Source organism: Pseudomonas sp. NPDC087817 (assembly GCF_044742875.1).
Classification (GTDB): domain Bacteria; phylum Pseudomonadota; class Gammaproteobacteria; order Pseudomonadales; family Pseudomonadaceae; genus Aquipseudomonas.
In genome coordinates this window covers 112,244-130,653 of record NZ_JBIUVJ010000001.1, presented here as the reverse complement: position 1 = coordinate 130,653, position 18,410 = coordinate 112,244, and the positions used below count along the sequence as shown (strand labels likewise).

The window sequence follows — 18,410 nt, the reverse complement described above, 5'->3', positions numbered from 1 at the left end:
GTGGCTCACGATCAGCCTTCCGCCGACCGATCGACGTGCTTTCCAGCACCCGCCTCGCCTGAACTTGCAATTTCACCAGGGACGGGCATGCGGATCGGGCCCATGGCGTAAAGACGCACAATCAACTTGACCGGCAAGCCACTGACATCCGTCATCCATTTCAATACCTGATCCGAGGCATGCAGGCCCTGCATCGCCCGATGCAGATCCGGCATGGCCACCAACATGCCTGGATGACAATTGCGCAGAAACCGTTCCAGCCCCGCACCGGCGTCAATAAACGGTGCAAACATCAGGCACGCCAACTGGATCTCGTTGAGTTCAAAATTTTCCAACAGGCAGCCTTCCGCTTGCTGGCGGAGGAGATCGGGGTCCTGCAGATTGCCGAAACTGGCGAGCAATTGTTCACACACCGTTTCAGGCACCTGCTTGCGGCGCATCTTCAGCAAACAGCTTTGCAGGTAATCGCTGATTCCGGCCTCATAGGTTCGCCCCTCGATGAAGCACGCCTGCAATCCTCGCAAATGTGCAGCCACCATTGGCTCTGCGAATTCGTCGTCGCCCTGAGAGAGCGTCAGCTCATCTGCCTGGAAGCCAAGAAAGTCACTGAGCAAAGGCCAGCGTTCTTCGAGCCTGCCGACAATCATGTCGTTGATGTTGATGAAGCCAGTGCGACGACAAGCTTCGAATTGACCTTCGGGGCGCCACGTCACCCGCTCTTCGTCCGTATAGAACTCGCGGTAATAATCCCCCCCTAGCCCGTCGAGCAACGGAAACAGCGCTTCGTAGCCTGCGGCAGTCACTAACGGATCGGCAATAGCCGCTTTCTGTACGGCGCGACTCAAGCCCTCGAGGAAATGAATCTGGCGGCTCGGACTTTCACTGCCGATCATTGCATCGACGCCGTTGTTCCAGCGGGCAACCTGACCGTAGAACTCTGCGGTGGCCAGATAGGCGTCATCCCACAATTCGAGCGCTTCACTGAAGCTGCGACGATGACCAATGAGCAGCAGATTGATCCGGTTGGCTTCACGCCCCTCGTCGCAGGCCGGCGCCTGATGGTCGAATGGCAGGACCTGACGATGATCCACCATCACCAGCTCGACACGGGGATCGTCGTAAAGGAACAGTGCGCCGTAGCTACGGTGCATGTTTTGCAGTGCCATTGGGCTGTTGCCGTTCCAGCGCAAATTGGCCACCCGCAATTGGAAGGTGGCGGGGGCACGTCCGGCGATGCTCAACTGCGCCGCCCGGAGCAGGGCCAGCGTGTAACAGCTGTCGCGCGAACCGGTCTGGTTCACCAACACCTTGAAATGACCGATGTTCTCCATGCCGCCCGCGGCCACGGCCAGCCGCTGGATCAATAACTGCAATGCCGTGCGTTCCGCGCGGGAGAAGAAACTCAGCAATCGCTGCAATACTTGTTGGTAGACATAATTCATTGCCTGATCATGGATCGTGCTCATCGGTATTTACCCGGTATAAAAAGTTTCATGACGCGCAGACCGAAATCTCGATCGCACGACAATTCATCAATAAGTAATAGACGCTCAGATGCTAACACTTACAAATCTGTAGTTATTTGAAACACTTGAGCTTTGAAAAGCCCTGAAGTCACTGACAGACAGCCTCAAGCACCTGTAAATGCTGGTATTTTTCTAGAAAATATTATTCCTAGGAAACTTCCCACAACGTCCCACGACAAGTGAGTACAAGAAAAAGAGAAGCAGTTTGCGAATAGCCCTACAACAATTAAACAGAAGTTTTCTCGACAAGCAGATCCAGCCGCTTGATGTTGCGCGGGACAAATTGAATGCACAGCCATGACTCATTCCTTGAGATGAAAGTAATCATTCAATTATCAGGGCTTACATTGCGATTAGAAGATACAGATCGAAGGCAAAAACCAGTTCAGTTGCTGAACAGATTCGGATGCAGGCAGTGAGATCGGCTTTTCGCAGGGGGAAAAACGCAGAAGAGTCCGTGGGGCCACGGACTCTGATGGAGGTCTATTTTCAGGCGGGTTCGACTTGCAGAGCGACCCGTTCGCGGCATGGGCATTCGTCCATGTAGCGATGCGCTTCGACGAACTCGTTGAACGGGAATACACGAGTCTTGAGCGGCACCAACACACGATCAGCGGTCAACTGGTTGATATCGCGCAAGGCACGTTGAAGGGCGACGTGATCCTGGGTGATGCCCAGTTCCGGTTTGCCGGTGAAGTTACCGATGCAGTGCACGAAGAACTGGATATTCTTCTGGAACGCTGCGCAGGCCGGGAACGGCGTCTGGTTGCCACCTTGCAAACCGTACAGCACCAGGCTGCCACGCGGCGCGAGCACATCGCCAAGCAGCGACATCTGCGGGCCACCGAGACCGTCAAAAACCACGTCGACGCCCCGGTTGTCGGTGATCTTGTTGATTCGCATCAACAGATCTTCCTCTTCGGTGACAATCACCTTCTCCGCGCCCAGCGACAGCAGGTACTCGCGCTCCTCCGCGTCCTTGGTAGCGGCAATCACCCGCACCCCCATGGCCTTGCCCAGTTGGACAAAGGAAGGGCCGGCACAATGACTGGCATCCGTGACCAGCGCAAACTGCCCAGGTTTTACCCGTGCCAGATCGGCATAAGCGAAATAGGCGATCAACAGCGGTGTGTAATGCACGCTGGCTTCGATCGGACTCAGCACATCCGGATAACGGGTCAGCGCTGTACGCGGCAGTACAATCGACTCGCCATAGACCGGATAGTCGTTTGGACTTTCGGCCGGGAAACTGGCGACCTTGTCACCCACGGACAGATCTTCGACATCGGCACCGACCGCCGTGACCACACCGGCCATTTCATGGCCAAGGCCTGACGGCAGGCGTGCCTGGGACGAGGCCAGATTCTGACGCCAGAGCGTGTCGTACCAGCTGATGCCGATTGCCTCGACACGCACCTGCACTTCGCCAGGACCTGGCTGAGCGGCCGCATGCTCTTCGCATTTGAGCACCTCGGCCGGACCAAACTTGTGAAAACGGATCGTGCGGGACATCGCAAACCTCGTCAAAGTAACCTCTAATGCCCAGAACTCTATCTGGGCTTTTGACCCAAGACTATCAGTGGCTATTAATAGTCGACATGCCTGTCATTGATTCCGCAGTATGGACGGCATTGGCAAAATCCATGAAAAACTGCTGCGCCCGTGTGAGTAAAGCTGAATTTTCCGGTGCAGAGTACCAGCCTTTCCCCGTAAGATTCATGCCGGCCATTGTTCTCATATGGCCGCCCTCGTCAAGCTTGATGACTCTGCCAGGACTCCAGATGAATCGTAATGACCTGCGTCGTGTCGACCTGAACCTGTTGATCGTATTCGAAACATTGATGCACGAACGCAGCGTGACCCGTGCCGCCGAGAAACTTTTCCTTGGCCAGCCGGCAATCAGTGCGGCGCTCTCGCGTCTGCGCAGCCTGTTCGATGATCCTTTGTTCGTGCGCACCGGCCGGAGCATGGAACCGTCCGCCCGTGCGGTGGAAATATTCGCCCTGCTCTCGCCCGCCCTCGACTCGATTTCGACCGCCGTCAGCCGTGCCGCAGAATTCGACCCCGCTACCAGCACCTCGGTGTTTCGCATCGGTTTGTCCGATGACGTCGAATTCGCACTGCTGCCAATGCTGCTAAAACGCCTGCGCGCCGAATCGCCGGGGATCGTGCTGGTAGTGCGCCGAGTCAATTACATCCTGATGCCAAGCCTGCTGGCTTCCGGTGAGATTTCGATCGGCGTCAGCTACACCACCGACCTGCCGGCCAATGCCAAGCGCAAAGTCTTGCGCCGCAGCCAGCCGAAACTGTTGCGCGCCGACACGGTCCCTGGCCCGTTGAGCCTCGACGATTACTGCGCGCGACCGCATGCACTGGTTTCGTTTGCGGGCGACCTCAGTGGCTTTATTGATGAGGAACTGGAGAAACTCGGGCGCAAACGCCATGTGGTGCTGGCTGTGCCGCAGTTCAACGGTTTGAGTACGTTGCTGGCGGGCACTGACATTGTTGCAACCGTACCGGATTACACGGCGGATGCGCTGACGGCGGCTGGCGGTGTGAGGGCGGAAGATCCGCCGTTGCCGACGCGGACGTTTGAACTGCACATGGCCTGGCGTGGGTCGCAGGATAACGATCCGGGTGAGCGTTGGTTGAGATCGCGGATTCAGATGTTCTTTGGCGATCCGGATAGCCTTTAGCTTCCATCGCATTGAGCAGCCTGACAACGCCAGGCGCCCTCTGCTCACCGGGCGATCTCACGTCATCGACTTCGGGCCCGGGCTTCGGGCGCTGGTGAGGCGATAGATCGTCAGGCTGTAAATCATCAGCGCCAAACCTGCCAGCACGCCTCCAGAAATTCCAATGTAAGCGAATCCGATCTGGCCACCAACCCAACTCCCCAACAGTGCCCCACCACCAATACCGATGTTGTAGATACCCGAGAAAAGCGCCATCGCCACATCGGTAGCGTCCGGTGCCAACACCAGAACCCTGGACTGCAACGCCAGCCCAAATCCCATGATCGCCATTCCCCAGAAAACACTCAGCGCCCCCAGATAGGAGACTTTGCCGTTCAACGGCAAGAGGAAGGCCAGGCACACCACGAGCAGCATCACACAGATGACCAGAAAACGATGCGGGTTATACCGGTGCAGCCAACTGAACAGCAGCGATCCGAAAATACCTGCGCCACCGAACAACAGCAGGATGAGCGTCACCGCATCGCTACTCATGCCCGCGACCACTTCAACGAAGGGTTCGATGTAGCTGTAAGCCGTGAAGTGAGCCGTCACCACCATGGCCGTCAGAATATAAAGCGCCACCAGTGCAGGCCGTTTGAACAACAACGGCAGGCTTCTCAGGGAGCCAGAGTTCTGACTGGGCAACAACGGTAGAACCCTGGCAAGGCACATTACCAGCGCAGCCGCCAATCCGCCGATCACCATGAACGTGGTACGCCAACCCATGGCCTCGCCCAACAATCGGCCGAGAGGAATACCCAGCACCATCGCCAGGGAGGTACCCGTTGCCAACAGGCCCAAGGCCTGCACCTGCTTGCCCTGTGGCGCGAGCCGCACTGCCAGAGAAGCCGTGATCGACCAGAACAGCGCATGCGCCAGCGCCACGCCGATGCGGCTCACCATCAGAACAGCGAAACTGCTCGCCAGACTCGACAGGACATGACTTGCGATGAACATCGTAAACAATACGATCAGTAGCTTGCGCCGCTCGATGTTGCGCGTCAGCAACATGATGGGAAGCGAGGTCAACGACACCACCCACGCATAGATTGTCAGCATCAGGCCAACCTGCGCCGTCGACATATCGAAACTGCTACCGATCGAACTCAACAGCCCCACCGGCACAAACTCGGTGGTGTTGAACACAAACGCAGCCAGTGCCAAGGCAATCACTGCGTACCAGTTGCCGTTGGTTGTAGTTGTAGAATCGCTCATTGAAGGGGTGTATTACTCAGTCGAAGATCGCGCGCGGTTTTGCTTACCCGTTGCCGAAAAACTCAGGTGGCAGGTGGTCCGCTGGGGCCTGCACTATAAAGAAAAAGTGAAATGCTCGTCGACGACCCGCGAAGACATCGGTGGCTGAGCCAGGATCACTTTCGATTGTGCGTCGCTTTTGCATTTCTGTGCGACAGATCCCGTTTCAGGACTCCCGCAATGCTCTGGCACGATGTTAGTTTGTAAGTGCATGTGTCTCAACGCTGAGACACCCCTTACTCACTGCCCTGCAAAGGAATGCCCTTCGTAATGAATTTCCCCTTCAAAAAACTGGCCGCAGCAACCTTGATGCTGGCTGGACTGTCGGCGTTCACCGCCCCGGCTCAGGCCAACCTTACCCCGCAGCAGAGCGCTGAAATCCTCAAAACCTTCAAGGCCGAGTCGACTACGGATTTCCGTCAGTTCCTTGGTAGCCTCTCCAAGAGCGATCTGGCGAAAACTGCCGACATTGGCCCGACCATCAGCGCGTTCCTTGACAACAAAACCCTGACCGCTGAGCAGCAGAACGAGATCTATCGTCTGCTCGGTATTTATGCCCGGGTGAAATACAGCGCCGCTGCCACCGAGACACTGCGCGAGCTGGTCGAGATCCCAACCTATCGCAAGGACGGCGTAGCCCAGCACGACAATCCGGAATTCATCAAGATCGGCGAAAAGATCAAGAGCCTGGCCGAGTCCTTCCACCTGAATTTCCGCAACATCGACAACCGCGTTTATGAGATTTCGCTCGAAGGCAGCGGCGATGAAGTCGTTGGTATTCATGCCCACGCCGACGTGGTGCCGGTGACGCCGGAAAACTGGGTATTGAAGGATGGCACCCGCCTCGACCCCTTCAAGATCACGCTGATCGGTGATCGCATGTACGGCCGTGGCACCGAGGATGACAAGAACGGCATCGTCGTCACGCTCTACGCGATGAAAGTCATCAAGGATGAAAAGCTGCCGCTGGCACGCAATTTCAAACTGTTGGTGGACACCACTGAAGAAACCACCGGCGATGCGATCCCCTACTACTTCGAACGCAATCCGACGCCCAACTACAACCTGGCGCTGGATGGTGGCTATCCGGTGGTGATTGCCGAGAAAGGTTACGGCACGGTCATGGCCAACTTTGCCAAGCGCAAAGCTGAGGGCAAGGGTGCGGAAATCATTGCTATGACCGGTGGCCTGGCGACCAACCAGATTCCTTCGGTTTCAGTCGCCACCCTGATCACCGACAAACCTGCGGAGCTGGCTGCCAGTCTGCAGAAGGCCGGGGACGAGTTTGCCAAGCGCAGTGGCGGCGATTTCCAGGTGAGCGCCAAGGTTGACGGTAAAGACGTCAAACTGACGGTGACGGGCGTATCCGCGCACTCCTCCGAACCCGAGTCAGGGGTTAATCCGGTCGCGCGAATGTTGGTCTTTATTAACAGCCTTGATGGCAAGGTCGCCTTCAAGCACAACCACATTACCGATGCCGCGCGTTACGCCGCTGATAACTGGGGCCTGGATTATTTGGGCAACAAACTCGGCGTCGGTTTCTCCGACTCCTTCATGGGGCCACTGACCACGTCACTGACCTATGTCGGCATGGATGACAAAGCCTTCAAACTCGCGGTCAACCTGCGCGTGCCGAAGGGCAAGTCGCCAGAGAAGCTCAAGGCTGAGATCGCTGAGAAACTGGCGGCGTGGAGCAAGAAGAGCCATGTTGGCGTTGCTTTCGACTACTCGATCGCCGAGCCGATGTACCGCAACCCAGAAGGTGAATGGGTGAAAGCGCTGCTGGCAGTGGCCACGGAAAACCTCGGCATGAAACACGAGTTCGGCACTTCTGCCGGCGCAACTTCAGTGCATGAATTGCCAAACGGCGTGCAGTTCGGTCTGGCCAAGCCGGACGTGAAATACACCGGGCACACCGACGGTGAATTCAAGACCGTGGAGCAATTCCAGCTGGATCTGCAAATCGTCACGGAAATGATTGGCCGCATTGGCCAGTTGCCGAAACTCTGATGTCACTGGGACGAGGGAGCAAGCTCCCTCGTCCCAGTTTTTTAATCGTCACGTAATCCCCGCCGCGCAGCCTCGCTCCTGACTTTTGCACACGGGGCAACACAGAATTGCCTCCAGAGAGATTGATAGCCCCCTAACGAAAGGTGCATGCTAGAGGGCTCGCTCGGGTCTTATATCATTCCGAATGATAGTTACCTTTGCTTCATTCGATTCGTGCCATCACACCCCGCCGAGCATCATCCGCCCATCTTCAATACATTGGCGGATGCATCCATGGAACAGTCACTCAAACATTTGCGCTTCCCGTTGGCCTTGTTGGCCGTACTGGTGATGAGCGCCTGCGGCAAGACTCCGGAGACTGCCGCCACTATGCCCGCTGCCAAAGTCAGCGTGGCCAAAGTGCTGGAACAACCGGTCAACGAGTGGGACGAATTCACCGGGCGCCTTGAAGCCCCGGAAACCGTTGAAATCCGTCCACGAGTCTCCGGCCAGATCGACGAAGTCGCCTTCACTGAAGGTGCGCTGGTCAAAAAAGGCGACCTGCTGTTCCAGATCGACCCTCGTCCGTTCCAGGCTGAGGTGCGCCGCCTCGAAGCTCTGGTAGCCCAGTCCCGCGCCAACGCCACCCGCAGTGAAAACGAAGCTGGCCGTGGCGAACGTCTGCGTGCCAGCAACGCGATTTCCGCCGAACTGGCCGATTCGCGCACCAGCGCTGCACAAGAAGCCCGCGCCGCCGTCGGAGCCCTGCAAGCGCAACTGGACCTGGCCAAACTGAACCTGAGCTTCACCCGCGTGACCGCGCCGATCAGCGGCCGTGTCAGCCGTGCCGAGATCACCGCCGGCAACCTGGTCACCGCCGACACCACGCCGCTGACCAGCGTGGTTTCCACCGACAAGGTCTACGCCTACTTCGACGCCGACGAGCGTGTGTTCCTCAAATACACTCAACTCGCCCGTCAGGGTCAGCGCGGCGCCACCACGCCGGTGTACATGGGCCTGTCCAACGAAGACGGTAACCCGCACCAGGGCCAGATGAACTTCGTCGACAATCAGGTCAATCCGAAAACCGGCACCATCCGTGGTCGCGCGGTGTTCGACAACAGCGACGGCACCTACACCCCGGGTCTGTATGCACGCCTGAAGCTGGTGGGCAGCGGCACCTACAACGCCATGCTGATCAACGACGAAGCGGTCGGCACCGACCTCGGCAAGAAGTTCGTACTGGTGATGGACGCGGACAACAAAACCGCTTACCGCGCCGTCGAACTCGGTCCGAAAATCGAAGGTCTGCGCATCGTCCGTACCGGCCTGAACAAGGACGACACAATCATCGTCAAGGGTCTGCAACGGGTACGTCCTGGCTCACCGGTCACTCCTGAAGTGGTGCCGATGGCCAGCGAGCAAACCATTGCGGCACTCGCTCAACAACGTCAAGCGCTGGAAGCCAGCAACCTGCCTAAAGTCGCCCCTGCCAAAGGCGCGTCCGGTGCGGTTGTGAAGCTGGCTGCTACGACCCCACGCGGTTAAGGGACGACAACTCCGATGAATTTTTCCCAATTCTTCATTTCACGGCCGATCTTCGCAGCGGTGCTGTCGCTGTTGATCCTGATCGCCGGTGCGATCTCGCTGTTCCAGCTACCGATCAGCGAATACCCGGAAGTCGTGCCGCCCACCGTGGTGGTACGTGCCAACTTCCCGGGTGCCAACCCTAAAGTCATCGGTGAAACCGTGGCAGCTCCATTGGAGCAGGCCATCACCGGCGTCGAGAACATGCTGTACATGTCCTCGCAATCCACCGCTGACGGCAAGATCACCCTGACCATCACCTTCGCTCTGGGCACTGACCTGGACAACGCGCAGGTGCAGGTGCAAAACCGCGTGACTCGTACCGAGCCGAAGCTTCCCGAGGAAGTGACGCGTATCGGTATCACCGTCGACAAGGCGTCGCCTGACCTGACCATGGTTGTGCACTTGACCTCGCCAGACAAGCGCTACGACATGCTCTACCTGTCCAACTACGCGATCCTAAACATCAAGGATGAGCTCGCTCGCCTCGGTGGTGTCGGTGATGTGCAACTGTTCGGCATGGGCGACTACTCGCTGCGTGTCTGGCTTGATCCGAACAAGACCGCTTCGCGCAATCTGACAGCCACTGACGTGGTCACCGCGATTCGTGAACAGAACCGTCAAGTGGCCGCCGGCCAGTTGGGCGCGCCCCCTGCCCCGAATGCGCAGAGCTTCCAGCTGTCGGTCAACACTCAGGGCCGTCTGGTGACTGAGGAAGAGTTTGAAAACATCATTATTCGCGCAGGCGATAACGGTGAAATCACTCGCTTGAAAGACATCGCTCGCGTCGAACTGGGCTCCAGCCAATACGCCTTGCGTTCGTTGCTGAACAATCAGCCGGCGGTGGCGATCCCGATCTTCCAGCGTCCTGGCTCCAACGCCATCGACATCTCGAACGAAGTTCGCGGCAAGATGGAAGAGCTGAAGAAAGGCTTCCCGCAAGGCATGGACTACAGCATCGTCTATGACCCGACGATCTTCGTGCGCGGCTCGATCGAAGCGGTGGTTCACACCCTCTTCGAAGCGCTGATCCTCGTGGTGCTGGTGGTGATCCTGTTCCTGCAAACCTGGCGCGCCTCGATCATTCCATTGGTGGCGGTGCCGGTATCGTTGATCGGTACGTTTGCGGTGATGCACTTGTTTGGCTTCTCGCTCAACGCCCTGTCGCTGTTCGGCCTGGTACTGGCCATCGGTATTGTGGTGGACGACGCCATCGTGGTGGTGGAGAACGTCGAACGGAACATCGAACTGGGGCTTAACCCTTTCGATGCGACCAAAAAAGCCATGGGTGAAGTGACCGGCCCGATCATTGCCACGGCGCTGGTGCTGTGCGCGGTGTTTATTCCAGCAGCGTTCATCTCCGGCCTTACCGGACAGTTCTACAAACAGTTCGCCCTGACCATTGCGATCTCGACCGTGATCTCGGCGTTCAACTCGCTGACTTTGTCGCCAGCACTGGCCGCTGTATTGCTGAAAAGCCATGACGCACCGAAAGACCGTTTCTCCAAGGTGCTCGACAAGATCTTCGGTGGCTGGTTGTTCCGTCCGTTCAACCGCTTTTTCGACCGTGCCAGCCATGGCTACGTCGGCACCGTGCGCCGGGTTATCCGTGGCAGCGGCATCGCTCTGTTCCTCTACGCGGGCCTGATGGTGCTGACCTTCTTCGGTTTCTCCAACACGCCGACCGGTTTCGTACCCGGCCAGGACAAGCAATACCTGGTGGCTTTCGCGCAACTGCCGGACGCCGCGAGCCTGGATCGCACCGAAGACGTGATCAAGCGCATGTCCGACCTGGCCTTGAAACAGCCAGGCGTGGAAAGCGCCGTAGCGTTCCCGGGTCTGTCGATCAACGGCTTCACCAACAGCCCGAACGCCGGCATCGTGTTCGTGACCCTGAAACCGTTCGACGAACGTAAAGACCCGAGCATGTCGGCCGGTGCAATCGCCGGTGCCTTGAACGGCCAGTACGCGAACATTCAGGAAGCCTACATGGCGATCTTCCCGCCACCGCCGGTACAAGGTCTGGGCACCATTGGTGGTTTCCGCCTGCAAATCGAAGACCGGGGCAACCTGGGTTACGACGAGCTGTACAAAGAAACCATGAACATCATCAACAAGAGCCACAACGTGCCGGAACTGGCAGGCCTGTTCACCAGTTACACCGTGAACGTGCCGCAGGTCGATGCCGCCATCGACCGGGAAAAAGCCAAAACCCACGGCGTGGCCGTCAGCGACATCTTCGACACCCTGCAGATCTACCTGGGTTCGCTGTATGCCAACGACTTCAACCGTTTCGGCCGCACCTATCAGGTCAACGTTCAGGCCGAGCAACAGTTCCGCCTCGAATCCGACCAGATCGGCCAGCTGAAAGTGCGTAACAACAAAGGCGAAATGATCCCGTTGGCGACCTTCATCAAGGTCAGCGACACCTCTGGGCCGGATCGCGTGATGCACTACAACGGCTTCATCACCGCAGAAATCAACGGTGCGGCAGCCCCTGGCTACAGCTCCGGTCAAGCAGAAAAAGCCATCGAGAAACTGCTCAAGGATGAACTGCCGAACGGCATGACCTACGAGTGGACCGACCTGACCTACCAGCAGATTCTGTCCGGCAACACCGCGCTGTTCGTGTTCCCGCTCTGCGTACTGCTCGCGTTCCTGGTGCTCGCTGCTCAATACGAAAGCTGGAGCCTGCCACTGGCGGTGATCCTGATCGTACCGATGACCCTGCTGTCGGCCATCACCGGCGTGATCATCTCGGGCGGTGACAACAACATCTTCACCCAGATCGGTTTGATCGTACTGGTGGGACTTGCCTGTAAGAACGCGATTCTGATCGTCGAGTTTGCCAAGGACAAACAGGAAGAAGGTCTCGACCCGCTTGCTGCGGTACTGGAAGCCTGCCGTCTGCGTCTGCGGCCGATCCTGATGACTTCCTTTGCATTCATCATGGGTGTGGTGCCACTGGTGTTCTCCAGCGGTGCGGGTGCCGAGATGCGTCACGCCATGGGTGTGGCGGTGTTCTCCGGGATGCTCGGCGTGACCTTCTTCGGTCTGCTGCTGACACCAGTGTTCTACGTACTGATCCGTAACTTCGTCGAACGCAGCGAGCAGCGTAAAGCGGCCAAGGCGCACACTCTTCAAAAGCCACTGGAGGCGCACCAATGAGTCTGAAAGTCTTCCTGCCGAGTCTGCTGGTGCTGGCCCTCAGCGCCTGCGCCGTCGGCCCCGACTACAAGACCCCAGCCACGGAGGCGGCCAACATCACGACCGCCACCGACGGCGCCGCCGGGCAAAAGAACTTCGACCGTTCGAAATTCGAAGGCATCTGGTGGCAGCAGTTTGACGATCCGACCCTCAATCAGTTGGTGACTCAATCGCTGCAAGGCAACCGTGAACTGCGCGTGGCGTTCGCTCGCTGGAAAGCCGCCCGGGCGATCCGCGACGACGTCAGCAACGATGCGATGCCGACCATCACCAGCCGCGCCAGCAGCGATCTGGCCAAGGGGCAAATCCCTGGCCAGACCACCAAACGGGTCAATAGCGAACGCTATGACCTCGGTCTGGACATGGCCTGGGAACTGGACTTGTTCGGTCGCATCCAGCGCAACCTGGAAGCCAGCGACGCCGACCAGCAAGCGGCCGAAGCCGATCTGTACCAACTGCAAGTCACCATGATTGCCGAACTGGTCGATGCTTATGGCCAACTGCGCGGCGCGCAACTACGCGAAAAAATCGCCGTGGCCAACCTGAACAACCAGCAGGAGTCGCGCAAGATCACCATCAGCCTGCGTGATGCCGGCGTTGGCGATCAGCTCGATGTCGAACGTGCCGATGCGCGTCTGGCCTCAGTCGAAGCCAGCGTGCCGCAGTTGCAGGCGGAACAGGTCCGACAGAAAAACCGCATCGCCACCCTCTTGGGGGAGCGTCCGGACAAACTGACCGTCGACCTGAGTCCAAAGGAGCTACCAGCAATCGCCAAGGCCTTGCCAATCGGTAACCCGGGCGAACTGCTGCAACGTCGTCCGGACATCCTCAGCGCTGAACGCAAACTGGCTTCCGCCACGGCGCGCATCGGTGTGGCCAAGGCCGATCTGTTCCCACGGGTCAGCCTCAGCGGTTTCCTCGGCTGGACGGCCGGACGCGGTTCGCAGATCGGTTCCTCGGCGGCCAACGCCTGGGCGCTCGGCCCGAGCATTACCTGGGCAGCGTTCGACCTTGGCAGCGTCCGTGCCCGTTTACGCGGCGCCGATGTCGATGCCGAAGGCGCACTGGCGACCTATGAGCAACAAGTGCTGCTGGCCCTGGAAGAATCGGAAAACGCCTTCAGCGACTACGGCAAACGTCAGCAACGGCTGATCTCGCTGATCCGCCAGAGCGAATCGAGCCGCAAGGCTGCCGATCTGGCAGAGATTCGCTATCGCGAAGGCACCACTGACTTCCTCGTGCTGCTCGATGCACAGCGTGAGCGTCTGAATGCTGAAGACAGCCAGGCCCAGGCCGAAGTCGATCTCTATCGCGGCATTGTCGCGATCTACAAGGCCCTTGGCGGTGGCTGGCAGCCAGAGACCGTCGCCAGCAAGTAACTTCCAGTTTTTAAAGAGCTCCTTTGGTTGGCCGCAACCAACCAATTTTTTGCCCCGCGTATCATTCGGTCGCGGGGCTTTTTTGTGCCTGGTGTCTTACCCCTGGAGCTGCCTTATTCAAGGATAGTGACGGTGGCGGTCGTGCCGGCGCGCAAGCGGTTCTTGCCGGCATAGTCGCTATCGATGTCGATCCGCACCGGTACCCGTTGTGCCAGTTTCACCCAGGTGTAACTCGGGTTGATATTCGCCAGCAGACGACTGCCCGGGGCGTTTTCCCTGTCCGCAATGGCGAAGGCAATGCTTTGCACGCGACCGCCGAAGGTTTCCCCGCTCATCAACTGAATTCGCACTCGGTCGCCCTCCTCGATCCGTGGCAATTTGGTTTCCTCGAAGTAACCGCTGACGTAGAACGAATCACTGTCGACCAACGCCAACAGTGCGCCACCGGCAACTGCGTAATCGCCCTCGCGAGTCAGCAGATTGGTGACATAGCCGCTGACCGGCGACTCGACACGGGTACGCTGCAAATCCAGTTCGGCCTGAGTCAGTGCCGCAATCGCCAATTGCACATTCGCCTGCGCCAGGCCGAGATTGGCCTGATTGCGCAACAGATCAGCCTGAGCCACAGCCACGTCGGTACTGGATTTCTCCCATTCTTCCCCGGAGATCGCGAAACCCTGCTTGAGCGTACGGCGCCGGCGCTCTTCGCTTTGACGCTGTTTGAGCAGTGCTTCACTGGCGACGATGGCCGCTTGCGACTGCCCCAGAGTTGCTTTTGCCACTTCAACCGAGCGCCGCGAGTGTTCTACCGCCAACCGGTAGCGTGCCGGATCGATCTCCATCAGCAGTTGCCCCTTGTCAACGTGCTGGTTGTCTTGCACAGCCAGGCTGACGATACGTCCGGAAACGTCGGCCGACAGCGTCACCACGTCCGCCCTCACCCGGGCATCCCGGGTCCATGGCGCACGGGTGTAATGCTCCCAGGCAAACCAGCCGAGCACGATGGCCAGTGCCACCACGGCCAACGTCATTGATCGAGCGAGTAACACTTTCAAGGCATCAGGCTCCCATCAGCAAAAGCAGCGTGGCACAGACGCAGGCATACAGTGCCCCTTCGAACAGCGCCTCATGCCAGACCAGACGCAATACGCCCAAGCGGCGCAAGCCCCAGTCAAGCAGCATGAATATCGGTATGGCCAGCAACAGGGCCTGAGCAATGGGTGGCAGATAAACGCCGCCAATCTCGAAATCAATGGGCAAGGGCCGGTTCTCCTTCCGGGGCATTACGTTGCAGGTACTCGCCGTGGCGCTGCAGAAATGACACAACGATCAGCAACGCCACGCGCATGCGGAACACCGACCAAAGATGTTCATGACTGGCGACGTGCAGATCATCCAGCTCATCGCCCAGTGCATGCAGCGTGGACAGCAACGGCGTCAGTTGCGCATCCTGTCGCCCGGCGACAAAGCGCCCGGTCTTGCGCAAGGCCGAGGACAAGCGCTGACTGAATACGTCGGTGAGCAATGCATTGTTCTGCGCCTGCTGCCTGAGCTGATGCATCGCCACACCCAGTGCCACGCTGGCCAGGCTGATTTCGTACAGTTGCTGCATGGCGCGGTCATTCGCCGCCGGCAGCAAGCCAAGCATGCTGGTCAAGCGATCGACCATGCGGCTTTCGAAAGCGAATTGCTGCTCATCGGTGGCTGGTTTTTTAGTCAGCTCATACACCTGTTCACGCGCTTCGTTGTACAAGCGACGAAGGCGCCAGACCGGGCGGAACGGAAAAATCCACGCGTAGACGATCAGGGCGAGCATTGCCGCGCTGACATAGGCGCCGGCAAATTCGAACCATTGGATCGCCGTGTTCTGCCCGGTGCCGACATTCTGCGGGCCCAGCATGAGGAAACTCGACAACCCCAACCCCATGCCGATCCCCGCCGTCGCCGGGCTCGCCAGACCGACCGCGATCACATAAAGCAGCGGTGCCAGCAACAACGCCAGCCACTCAAAGTCACTGATCGCCGGCACCAGCATGAATTGATAAAGCGCCGATACCACCAGCGCCAATCCCAACCCACGGGCATAACTTTGCGCCGCCATCAACGGACGCGGAAACGTCGCCATGAGCGAACAGAGAATCCCCACCAGAATCATCCCGCCCCGTGCGCCGTCCCAGGCGGTTTCGATCCAGATCAACCCGGCAACCAGCAGCGCGGTAAAGGCGCGAATGGCGTTCATCGAAGCCAGAGTGAAATCCAGATGCAAGGGGCTGGCCTGGCCACGATAAAGGCAACTGGCCTCGCGCCCCTCCTGAATGGCATCGCTCAGTTCCAGGATCTGTTCCAGTTGCTGCAACAGACGCGCCTGCTCCCAGCGTAATGCCCACGCCAGTGAACGCAGGGTTGCGCTCATATCTTCGGTCAGTTGTTCGGCCTCATAAGCCAAGGCTTCGAACTGCTGTTGCAGCGTCACGAAGTGATGCCGTTGCTCGGCGGGGAGCGAGCGGCCCTGCTCCGCCAACTGGTCGAGAAGCGCCAGCTCATCGGCACGCAGGCGCTGGACGTCGGGCGGCAAATCGCCCTCCCAGCGCTCGGTCAGCAGTTCGCGTTGATGCCTCAGCGCGGTCAGGCGCGAAGTCAAAAGCATCAACTGATTACCCAGTAACAGCACCAGGTTATTGGCGCTGCGCAACCGTGGCGCATCGAAATACAGGTGACGGCGCAGCCCTTCGAGGGCACTGATTTCACCAAGCAATTGCATTTGCCGACGTTGAAAGTCGGCTTCGCTCTCTTGTGTGCGGATGACCGCAGCGGAATGGCTGGCGACCAGTTTGATCACCTGATCGACCTTGGCGAAATAGCCTTTGGCGACGGCTTCCGGACGCGCCGTGAGCAGGCTGACCACGCAGACACAGGCCACGGCCAGCAACGTTTCGGTGACGCGGGTGACAGCCAGCAGAAAAGTGCCGTCCTGATCGGGAATGGCCAGTAGTGCCACCACCACGGCGGTGTAACCACTGAGCACAAACGCCTGGGAACTGGTGTAGCGCAACAACGTGCCGCCCGCCGTACAGAGCGCCAGCCACAGGGCCAGCGTCGTGATGAACGGCAGCGGCGCCTGCGGAAAGATGGCCATGATCAAGACCGCTACCGCTGCACCGAGCGTGGTGCCGATCACCTGGCCAAAACTGCGTGCCAACGCCATGCCGGCCAGCGGCTGACTGACAATGACCACGGCCATGATCGACCACTTCGGCTGATCGAGATCGAACAGGAACGCCAGATACAGGGTCAGCAACCCGGCCGCGATGGTGCGCAGGGCAAACAGCAGGACGGCCTGACCGGGATGTATCACCACCTTGAAATAATTCAACAGGGCTTGCATGGGCACACTCGTTTAAGCGACTCCTGCAAGCGTAGACACTGCTGCGAAAGCCTGACGGGTTACGCAGTCGACAGGACTTGTAGGGCGATTCGCATGCTCAGGGTTTGACTCACGGTCCGAGCTGACCGAAGCTTGCCGCTCTGCTCAAGTACACCTGTTTTCGGAAACCTGCATGCCTCAGTCTCGCCGCTATCTGCTTATCAGCCTTGGTCTTGTGCTTATTGTCGTCGTGGCATGGCTGTCTCTGCGCAGTACCACACCGGTCATTCCCGACGCGATAAAGCATGGCTACAGCGAAGCGCTGGGCGCCGCGCGGACCGGGCAGCCCGGTGCCGCGCGGCAGTTGTATCAACAGCTGGGGCGTCCGGACCTGTCGGTCAAGCGCCGCGTCTGGCTTCACGGCGAGCTGCCGAATTACCCAAGTCCGCTGGCGTTGAAACTCGCCGACGCCGACCTGCAGAACGAAGCGCCCGAAGTGCGGCTGGCAGCGATCAAAAGTGTGGTGGGGCTGGTGCCGGGCGGACAACGCAGCCTGCTGTTGGGGCCGATGCTCGAAGATGAGGATCAGACCGTTCGTTTTGCGGCAATCAACGCCCTGCTCGGCTTGAGCCCGGACGAGCTGGGGCTGTATTTCGGACCGCTGCAACAAGCGATCGATGGCTGGGAGCAAGCACTTAAGGACCAACCGGAAAGCGCCGCGACTTACGCCCAACTGGCGCGTCTTTATATCCACAACGCCGAGTTGAAACAGGCGCAGCAGGCACTGGACAACACCCTGCGCCTGGAACCGGGCAACTTGCAGGCGCTGGTGATGCAGATCGATGTGCTCGACCGCCAGGGCCAGAATGATGCGGCCCGGCAGTTGCTCGCCCAACAGCTTAAAGCCCAACCTGACTCGGCGTATCTGCAACATGCCCTCGGCCTGTGGCTGTTGCACCACGGCCAGCGTGAGTACGCCCTGCTCGGCTTGTCCAAAGCGGTCGAACTGGAACCTGACAACAAGGATTACCGCTACGACCTCGCCACCACTCTGCACAGTGCAGAGGAACTCGAGGCGGCGCAGAAGCAACTGCAGGAAATCGTCCAGCGCCACCCGGCCGATCGCAAGGCGCGGGTGTTGCTGATCAACTATTGGAAAGAAAGCGGTCAGTTGCAGAACGTGCAGATTCTGCTGGCTCAGCTGGAGCAGTTGAATCCGGATGATCCGGCGTTGCAGCAGGGTCTCTGAATCGGATAGATGTGACCTGTGGCGAGGGGATTTATCCCCGATGGGGCGCGAAGCGGCCCTCCTCAGCCCAGAGCCTGTTACGCAGGCCATCAGGCATAAATCCCCTCGCCAGCAAGA

General features: G+C 58.8%; 12 protein-coding genes. 6 read left to right on the top strand and 6 right to left on the bottom strand.

The window, feature by feature from the left end:
- Window positions 1–11 precede the first annotated feature (11 nt).
- Entirely contained in the window at window positions 12–1,466 is a 1,455-nt protein-coding gene (locus tag ACIONG_RS00605; RefSeq protein WP_315445353.1) for a hypothetical protein, read from the bottom strand.
- A 549-nt stretch (window positions 1,467–2,015) separates the two neighbouring features.
- Window positions 2,016–3,038 carry a zinc-dependent alcohol dehydrogenase family protein gene (locus ACIONG_RS00600; protein WP_103304969.1) on the bottom strand — a complete coding sequence of 341 codons (1,023 nt, stop codon included), beginning with the start codon at window positions 3,036–3,038 and terminating at the stop codon, window positions 2,016–2,018.
- A 269-nt stretch (window positions 3,039–3,307) separates the two neighbouring features.
- On the opposite strand from ACIONG_RS00600, the gene ACIONG_RS00595 reads away from it, so the two are divergent.
- Entirely contained in the window at window positions 3,308–4,222 is a 915-nt protein-coding gene (locus ACIONG_RS00595; RefSeq protein WP_315445352.1) for a LysR family transcriptional regulator, read from the top strand.
- A 57-nt stretch (window positions 4,223–4,279) separates the two neighbouring features.
- Here ACIONG_RS00595 and ACIONG_RS00590 read toward each other — a convergent pair whose 3' ends face one another.
- Entirely contained in the window at window positions 4,280–5,479 is a 1,200-nt protein-coding gene (locus tag ACIONG_RS00590) for a sugar transporter (protein ID WP_401295938.1), read from the bottom strand.
- 309 nt (window positions 5,480–5,788) lie between these two features.
- Between ACIONG_RS00590 and ACIONG_RS00585 the strand changes: the two genes are divergently transcribed.
- From ACIONG_RS00585 to ACIONG_RS00570, 4 genes are all read left to right on the top strand, one after another.
- The gene (locus tag ACIONG_RS00585; protein WP_401295935.1) at window positions 5,789–7,528 is read left to right on the top strand and encodes a dipeptidase; all 1,740 of its coding nucleotides are present in this window, start codon (window positions 5,789–5,791) and stop codon (window positions 7,526–7,528) included.
- 273 nt (window positions 7,529–7,801) lie between these two features.
- Entirely contained in the window at window positions 7,802–9,055 is a 1,254-nt protein-coding gene (gene mexE, locus ACIONG_RS00580) for a multidrug efflux RND transporter periplasmic adaptor subunit MexE (RefSeq protein ID WP_401295932.1), read from the top strand.
- 15 nt (window positions 9,056–9,070) lie between these two features.
- Complete coding sequence (locus ACIONG_RS00575) at window positions 9,071–12,262, top strand: efflux RND transporter permease subunit (protein ID WP_315445343.1); 3,192 nt, start codon at window positions 9,071–9,073, stop codon at window positions 12,260–12,262.
- Window positions 12,259–13,680, top strand: coding sequence for an efflux transporter outer membrane subunit (locus ACIONG_RS00570; RefSeq protein WP_401295927.1), 1,422 nt, complete (start codon window positions 12,259–12,261; stop codon window positions 13,678–13,680). Before ACIONG_RS00575 ends, ACIONG_RS00570 begins: the two co-directional genes overlap by 4 nt.
- Window positions 13,681–13,793: 113 nt before the next feature.
- Here the strand turns inward: ACIONG_RS00570 and ACIONG_RS00565 are convergent, their stop codons facing one another.
- The 3 genes from ACIONG_RS00565 to ACIONG_RS00555 are packed head-to-tail and all read right to left on the bottom strand — an operon-like array spanning window position 13,794 to window position 17,065.
- Window positions 13,794–14,735, bottom strand: coding sequence for an HlyD family secretion protein (locus tag ACIONG_RS00565; RefSeq protein WP_315445341.1), 942 nt, complete (start codon window positions 14,733–14,735; stop codon window positions 13,794–13,796).
- Between the two features lie 4 nt (window positions 14,736–14,739).
- The gene (locus ACIONG_RS00560; protein ID WP_103304977.1) at window positions 14,740–14,940 is read right to left on the bottom strand and encodes a DUF1656 domain-containing protein; all 201 of its coding nucleotides are present in this window, start codon (window positions 14,938–14,940) and stop codon (window positions 14,740–14,742) included.
- Window positions 14,930–17,065, bottom strand: coding sequence for an FUSC family protein (locus tag ACIONG_RS00555; RefSeq protein ID WP_401295922.1), 2,136 nt, complete (start codon window positions 17,063–17,065; stop codon window positions 14,930–14,932). Before ACIONG_RS00555 ends, ACIONG_RS00560 begins: the two co-directional genes overlap by 11 nt.
- 172 nt (window positions 17,066–17,237) lie before the next feature.
- Between ACIONG_RS00555 and ACIONG_RS00550 the strand changes: the two genes are divergently transcribed.
- The gene (locus ACIONG_RS00550; protein WP_213028574.1) at window positions 17,238–18,293 is read left to right on the top strand and encodes a tetratricopeptide repeat protein; all 1,056 of its coding nucleotides are present in this window, start codon (window positions 17,238–17,240) and stop codon (window positions 18,291–18,293) included.
- Window positions 18,294–18,410: the final 117 nt, after the last annotated feature.

Coding starts and splice junctions, on each gene's coding strand:
- ACIONG_RS00605 (WP_315445353.1), bottom strand. CDS start 1,466: ATGAGCACGATCCATGATCAGGCAATGAATTATGTCTACCAACAAGTA.
- ACIONG_RS00600 (WP_103304969.1), bottom strand. CDS start 3,038: ATGTCCCGCACGATCCGTTTTCACAAGTTTGGTCCGGCCGAGGTGCTC.
- ACIONG_RS00595 (WP_315445352.1), top strand. CDS start 3,308: ATGAATCGTAATGACCTGCGTCGTGTCGACCTGAACCTGTTGATCGTA.
- ACIONG_RS00590 (WP_401295938.1), bottom strand. CDS start 5,479: ATGAGCGATTCTACAACTACAACCAACGGCAACTGGTACGCAGTGATT.
- ACIONG_RS00585 (WP_401295935.1), top strand. CDS start 5,789: ATGAATTTCCCCTTCAAAAAACTGGCCGCAGCAACCTTGATGCTGGCT.
- mexE (WP_401295932.1), top strand. CDS start 7,802: ATGGAACAGTCACTCAAACATTTGCGCTTCCCGTTGGCCTTGTTGGCC.
- ACIONG_RS00575 (WP_315445343.1), top strand. CDS start 9,071: ATGAATTTTTCCCAATTCTTCATTTCACGGCCGATCTTCGCAGCGGTG.
- ACIONG_RS00570 (WP_401295927.1), top strand. CDS start 12,259: ATGAGTCTGAAAGTCTTCCTGCCGAGTCTGCTGGTGCTGGCCCTCAGC.
- ACIONG_RS00555 (WP_401295922.1), bottom strand. CDS start 17,065: ATGCAAGCCCTGTTGAATTATTTCAAGGTGGTGATACATCCCGGTCAG.
- ACIONG_RS00550 (WP_213028574.1), top strand. CDS start 17,238: ATGCCTCAGTCTCGCCGCTATCTGCTTATCAGCCTTGGTCTTGTGCTT.